The organism is Micromonospora sp. CPCC 205546 (genome assembly GCF_036902715.1).
GTDB lineage: Bacteria > Actinomycetota > Actinomycetes > Mycobacteriales > Micromonosporaceae > Micromonospora.
Genome location: NZ_JBAKHL010000134.1, coordinates 1 through 5,583, shown reverse-complemented (window position 1 = coordinate 5,583; position 5,583 = coordinate 1). Strand labels below are relative to the sequence as shown.

7 protein-coding genes and 1 rRNA gene are annotated in these 5,583 nt (G+C 75.0%); 4 read left to right on the top strand and 4 right to left on the bottom strand.

Annotated features, from left to right (window positions below):
* A 5S ribosomal RNA gene (rrf, locus tag V6U77_RS29465) occupies positions 1-89 on the top strand; the annotation flags it as partial.
* An 84-nt stretch (positions 90-173) separates the two neighbouring features.
* Here rrf and V6U77_RS29460 read toward each other — a convergent pair.
* On the bottom strand, positions 174-1,040 hold the full coding sequence (locus V6U77_RS29460; protein WP_334610012.1) for a spore photoproduct lyase family protein: 867 nt from the start codon (positions 1,038-1,040) through the stop codon (positions 174-176).
* 13 nt (positions 1,041-1,053) lie between these two features.
* Here V6U77_RS29460 and V6U77_RS29455 point away from each other — a divergent pair, with 13 nt between their 5' ends.
* On the top strand, positions 1,054-1,815 hold the full coding sequence (locus tag V6U77_RS29455) for a DNA-formamidopyrimidine glycosylase family protein (protein ID WP_334610011.1): 762 nt from the start codon (positions 1,054-1,056) through the stop codon (positions 1,813-1,815).
* Positions 1,816-1,858: 43 nt separating this feature from the next.
* Here the strand turns inward: V6U77_RS29455 and V6U77_RS29450 are convergent, their stop codons facing one another.
* The 3 genes from V6U77_RS29450 to V6U77_RS29440 all read right to left on the bottom strand — a co-directional run bounded on the left by V6U77_RS29450 (position 1,859) and on the right by V6U77_RS29440 (position 3,241).
* A complete protein-coding gene (locus V6U77_RS29450) occupies positions 1,859-2,158 on the bottom strand; it encodes a BON domain-containing protein (RefSeq protein ID WP_334610010.1) in 300 nt (99 codons plus the stop codon).
* 61 nt (positions 2,159-2,219) lie between these two features.
* Entirely contained in the window at positions 2,220-2,876 is a 657-nt protein-coding gene (locus tag V6U77_RS29445; RefSeq protein WP_334610009.1) for an STAS domain-containing protein, read from the bottom strand.
* On the bottom strand, positions 2,873-3,241 hold the full coding sequence (locus V6U77_RS29440) for a GlsB/YeaQ/YmgE family stress response membrane protein (protein WP_334610008.1): 369 nt from the start codon (positions 3,239-3,241) through the stop codon (positions 2,873-2,875). Before V6U77_RS29440 ends, V6U77_RS29445 begins: the two co-directional genes overlap by 4 nt.
* A gap of 174 nt (positions 3,242-3,415) precedes the next feature.
* On the opposite strand from V6U77_RS29440, the gene V6U77_RS29435 reads away from it, so the two are divergent.
* Complete coding sequence (locus tag V6U77_RS29435) at positions 3,416-4,090, top strand: response regulator transcription factor (RefSeq protein ID WP_334610007.1); 675 nt, start codon at positions 3,416-3,418, stop codon at positions 4,088-4,090.
* Positions 4,087-5,442: a sensor histidine kinase gene (locus V6U77_RS29430; protein WP_334610006.1), complete on the top strand. Its 1,356-nt coding sequence runs from the start codon at positions 4,087-4,089 to the stop codon at positions 5,440-5,442. Before V6U77_RS29435 ends, V6U77_RS29430 begins: the two co-directional genes overlap by 4 nt.
* Positions 5,443-5,583 lie beyond the last annotated feature (141 nt).

The following is a 5,583-nucleotide window of genomic DNA, read 5'->3' as shown; positions in this document are numbered from 1 at the left end:
CCGGTTACATTCCGAACCCGGAAGCTAAGCCCTCCAGCGCCGATGGTACTGCACTCGGGAGGGTGTGGGAGAGTAGGACACCGCCGGACAATCTTTCGGTTCAGGGTCACCCTTTCGGGGGTGGCCCTGAACTGCGTCACCGACTTCTTCCGTGAGTCGGACGGGACTGCGGGTCAGAAGGCGTAGCGCACCCGGCAGTACGGAGCCTTCGCGGCGATCAGGTCCGTCAGGGCCGCCACGTAGGCGCCCTTGCCACCGGTGCGGTACCGCACGTTCCAGCCTCCGGTCTGCGACCGCTTCGGCTGCTGGAGTTCCGGCCGCCAGAGCACCTGTTCGGCCTTCGGGTGCCAGCCGAGGTTCACCTCGTGCAGCCGGTCGTTGTGGGTGAGGAAGATGACCTCGGCGGCGAGCTGCGCCTTGGCGGCGGGCCCGATCGCGTCGTCGAGCTGGTCGAGCAGCTCCGCCCAGTCGTCCAACCAGCCGTCGCGGACCACCACCGGGCTGAAGTTGACGTGCACCTCGTAGCCGGCCGCGACGAAGTCGTCGATGGCGGCGAGGCGCTGCGCGATCGGGGAGGTCCGGACGTCGAGCAGCTTCGCGTCCCGGGCCGGCATCAGCGAGAACCGGACGCGGGTGCGCCCCCGCGGGTCCCAGTCGAGCAGATCGCGGTTGACGTGCTTCGTGGCGAAGGTCGCCTTCGCCGTCGGCAGGTCCCGGAAGAGCGTGACCAGGTCCCGGACGTTGTCGGAGAGCCGCGCGTCCAGCGAACAGTCGGAGTTCTCGCCGATGTCGTACACCCAGGCCGACGGGTCGCACTGGTTCGGCTCGCCCTTGACGCCCTGCCGGCCCACGTGCCGACGCAGGTAGCCGGTGATCCGGTCGATGTTGGCGAAGACCGTCACCGGGTTGCTGTAGCCCTTGCGGCGCGGCACGTAGCAGTAGGCGCACGCCATCGCGCAGCCGTTCGCCGTGGACGGGGCGATGAAGTCGGCCGAACGGCCGTTGGGCCGGGCGGTGAGGGACCTCTTCACCCCCAGCACCAGGGCCTCCGTCTTGATCCGTACCCAGCGGGCGACGTTCGTCTCGTCGCCGTACAGGCGCGAGCAGCACGCCGCGCTGGCCGGGCAGGTCCTCGCCGTGTCCAGCCCACAGGGCCGCCTGGACGTCGGCCCGTACGACGGGCGGCTGCTGCGCGCCGTGGAGGCGTACGGCAAGCACCTGCTCTACCACGTCGACGACGCCCCGACGCTGCACGTGCACCTCGGCATGCGGGGGCTGTTCCTGCGGTACGACGACCCGGCCGTTCCGCCCCGCGCGGGCGTGCGGCTGCGGCTGGCCGGCGCCGGCGCCGCGTACGACCTGATCGCGCCCCTGCGCTGCGCGCCGCTTACGGGCGACGGCGAGCGCGCGCTGCGCTCCTCGCTCGGGCCGGACCCGCTGCGCGTCGACGCCGACGGCGACGAGGCCGTGCGTCGGCTCGGCGCCGCCCGGGGCGCGGTCGGCGCGGCGCTTCTCGACCAGGCGGTGTGGGCGGGCCTGGGCAACGCCTGGCGGGCGGAACTGCTCTTCCTCGCCGGCCTCGACCCGGACGCCCGGGCCGTCGGGCCGGCGACGGCCCGACGGCTGTGGGAACTCGCCGTGCGGCACCTGTCGCTGGGCCGCGACGCCGGGCAGGTGGTCAGCGACCCGGCGGCGCCGGACGAGCGGTGGGTCTACAAGCGGTCGACCTGCCGGCGCTGCGGTGCCGGTGTGCGGGCGTGGCGGCTCGGCGGTCGCACGGCGTACGCCTGCCCGGTCGACCAGCCAGCCGCCTGAACGCCCGGTCGGGGCGGCCGGGCGGTGGCGGGCACGCCGGCGGTCAGAGGCGCGGCCGGCGGGCGCCGGCGAGCCGCAGGGCGTTGCAGACGTCGACGACGCCCTCGACGTCCCAGGCGATCTCCCCGGCCACCCGCCGCGTGTCCGGGCCCGCGACGATGCCCGCGAGGATGACGACGCGGTTCTGCACGGTCACCACGATCTGCTGCCGGCGGGTGGTCCAGTCGCTGCTCAGCCGCTGGGCGACCAGCGCCGCCAGCCGGCCGTCCCCGGCGTCCGGCGCGGGTCCCGGTGGCTCGGGGCGCAGCCCGCCTTCGTCCGGGTAGGGCCAGGGGGTGAGCATCGCGTGCTCCTCTCGATGGTGTGCGGACCCGGGGGTACGCCCGGGACCCGGTGGCGGTCGGTCAGCGGGACAGCGCGTCGGACACCGTCGCCCGGGGCGGCCCGCCCGGGTCACGCCCGACGACGGCGGCCGTCAACCCGACCGCCCCGCCCGGGGAGAGCCGGCGGACGGCCTCCTCCGGGCTGGCGAAGATCGGGAAGAGTCCGTCGAGCCGCATGGTGTGCAGCACCGTGCGGATGAAGCGGGACGGGGCGGCCAGACAGAGCACGGCGTCCCGCTCGCGGGCGTCGCGGTGGGCCCGGACGAGCAGCCCGAGCCCGCCCGCGTCGATGAGGTGGACCCGGGTGAGGTCGACGACCACGTGTCCGCAGACCTCCACGGCCTGCCGCAGGGCGGTCCGCAGCCCGTCGGCGGTGTCCACGTCGATGTCCCCGGCGGCCGTGACCACGGCGACGTCGTCGAGGTGGTCGACCCCCAGCACACCGCCCCCCGGCTGCCGGCCCCTCCCGGTGGTGCCGCCTTCCACCCCGAGGCCCGCCAGGCTGCACCGGGGGCAGCGGTGCGGGCCCGTGGCGAAGGGCGAGCCGCTCCAGCCGTGTTCGGCCACCAGGGTCCAGACGACCTCGGCGTCGGGCAGGACGCACGCGGTGCCCGTGGTCGTGTCCCCGCAGCTGTCGCAGATCAACGTCATCAGGTGCTCGTCCGGTACGACGGTCATGGTGTCTTCCTCCACGGGAGGTCGGGCCGGGCCACGCGCCGGCCCCCGACCGGCGGCGTCGGGGCGGTGTCGAGGTCCGGCCCGCGCGGCGGGGCGGCCGCGCGGCGCGCCCCACCCGCCGTGGCCGCCACGAGGGCGACGCCGAGGACGGCCGAGCCGGCCGGCACGCCGATGCTCCACCCGCCGGACCGGTCGGTGTCGAGGCCGACGATGCGCGCCAGGATGACGCCCAGCAGTGCGGTGACGACCCCCGCCACCAGGACCAGCCAGACCGGCACCTCGCTGCGGTGCGGGGTCAGCCGCCAGCCCACACCGGCGACGAGAAGACCGACGACGAGCGCGGTGACGAGACCGGCGACGGTCATTCTGATCCCCCCTCCGGGACCGGTCGGCCGACGGCAGCCGGACCACGGGTGTGCCCCACCACCCTCGACGTCGCCCGTGGCGTCGGCCACGCGGTTGTATGACAGTTGCGTGACAAAACCCCCGAACGCCGGACACGGTTGGGCGACGCTCGTCGCCTTGGGGATGATGCCGGTATGACGGACGTGCTGGTGATCGAGGACGACGACCGGATCCGTCTGGCGTTGCTGCTCGCGCTCGAGGACGAGGGCTACCGCGTCCGGGGTGTGGCCACCGCCGAGGAAGGGCTGCTCAGGCAACGTCACGAGCCGGCCGACACCGTGCTGGTCGACCTGATGCTGCCGGGCCTGGACGGCTTCGAGTGCATCCGGCGGCTGCGCCGCGACGACGACGTGCCGATCGTGGTGGTCAGCGCCCGCGACGACACCCACGACATCGTCGCGGCGCTGGAGGCCGGGGCGGACGACTACGTGGTCAAGCCGGTGGCGATCAAGGAACTGTCGGCGCGGCTGCGTGCCCTGCGGCGCCGGGCCCGGGCGGTGCCCGACCCCGTGCCGGTGCTCACGTTCGGGCAGCTCGAGATCAGCCCGGACGCCGGGGAGGTGCGCCGGGCGGGCCGGCCGGTGCAGGTCACCCGCACCGAGTTCCGGCTGCTGTGCGAGCTGGCCGAGCACGCCGGTCGCGTGCTGTCGCGCCACCAGCTGCTGCAACGGGTCTGGGGCTACGACACCGGGGACGAGCGGCTCGTCGACGTGCACGTGGGTCGGCTGCGGCAGAAGATCGAGGACGACCCGGGCAGTCCCCGGCACCTGGTCACCCTGCGCGGCCTCGGCTACAAGCTGACCCGATGAGACGGCTGGGACTGCGGGCCCGCGTGTCCGCCGGGTTCGCCGTCGGCGCGTTGCTGCTGTCCGCGTCCATGGCGCTGGTCTCGTACGAGCTGACCAGGCGGTCCCTGCTCGACGAGCGGGAGCGCACCGCCGTGCGGGCGGCGTACTTCGACGCGGCGGTGGTGCGTACGGGCCTGGACACCGAGAACCCCGACGTGGTGGAGGTGCTGCGGTCCCTCGACACCGGCGGCAACCGCCGGCCGCTGCTGCACCGCGGCGACGACTGGTACGCCCGTACGGCCGACGCCGGCCTGACCGCCGCCATCCCCGTCGACCTGCAACAGCTCGTCCACGCCGGGGAACCGGCGGTGCAGCGGGTCCGGGTCAACGGCCAGCCCACCCTGCTCGTCGGCCTGCCGCTGGCCCCGTCCACCAGCTACTACGAGCTGACGTCGCTGCGCGAGCTGGACCAGACCCTGCGGGTCCTGGCGCTGGCGCTGACCGCAGTGGCCATCGTGGTCGCCGGATCCGGCGCCGCCCTCGGCTGGTACGCCACCCGGCACAGTCTGCGGCCGCTGACGGCGGTGGCCGACGCCGCGCAGGAGATCGCGGCGGGCAACTTCTCCGCCCGGCTGGCCGCCACCACCGACCCGGACCTCACCCGGCTCTCCACGTCCTTCAACCACATGGTCGACCAGCTCTCCCGGCGCATCGAGCGGGACCGCCGCTTCGCCGCCGACGTCAGCCACGAGCTGCGCTCGCCGTTGCAGACCCTGTCGGCGGCGGCCAGCGTCCTGGCCCGTCGTCGGGCGCACCTCGACGACCGCACCGCCACCGCCGCCGGGCTGGTGGCCGACGAGATCACGCGCTTCCAGCAGTTGGTCAACGACCTGATCCAGCTCGCCCGCAGCGACCATCCGGTCGACCGGACGCCGGTCGACGTGGCGGCGCTGGCCCGCCGCACCTGTCAGACGCGCGGGCTGCCGGACACCCTCGTACGCACCGACCGGGACGCCGTCCGCACGTGGCTGGTCGACGAGCGCCGGGTCGAGCAGATCCTCGCCAACCTGGTCGACAACGCGCTGCGCCACGCTGGCGGACCGGTGGCGGTGCGGCTGTGGCAGCGCGACGGGACGGGCGTCGTCGAGGTCGACGACGAGGGGCCGGGCGTGCCCGCCGGCGACCGGGACGTCATCTTCGACCGCTTCGTCCGTGGCCGGGCCGCGCACTCGCGGGCCGGCGGCGACGGCACCGGGCTGGGGCTGGCCATCGTCGCGGAGCACGCCGCCGCGCACCGGGGGACCGTCAGCGCGGACGAGCGCCCCGGCGGGGGCGCCCGCTTCCGGGTCGAACTGCCCGGAGCGCTGCCGTGACCCGCCACGTGCCCGCGGGCCCCCCGCGCGCCGTGACCCGCCACGCGGGGCACCGGCCACCCGCCGTGCCCGGTCCCGCGCCCGCGTGCCCCCCGCGCGCCGCGGCCGGCCGGGAGCCCACGCGCCCCGAGTCCGCAGCCG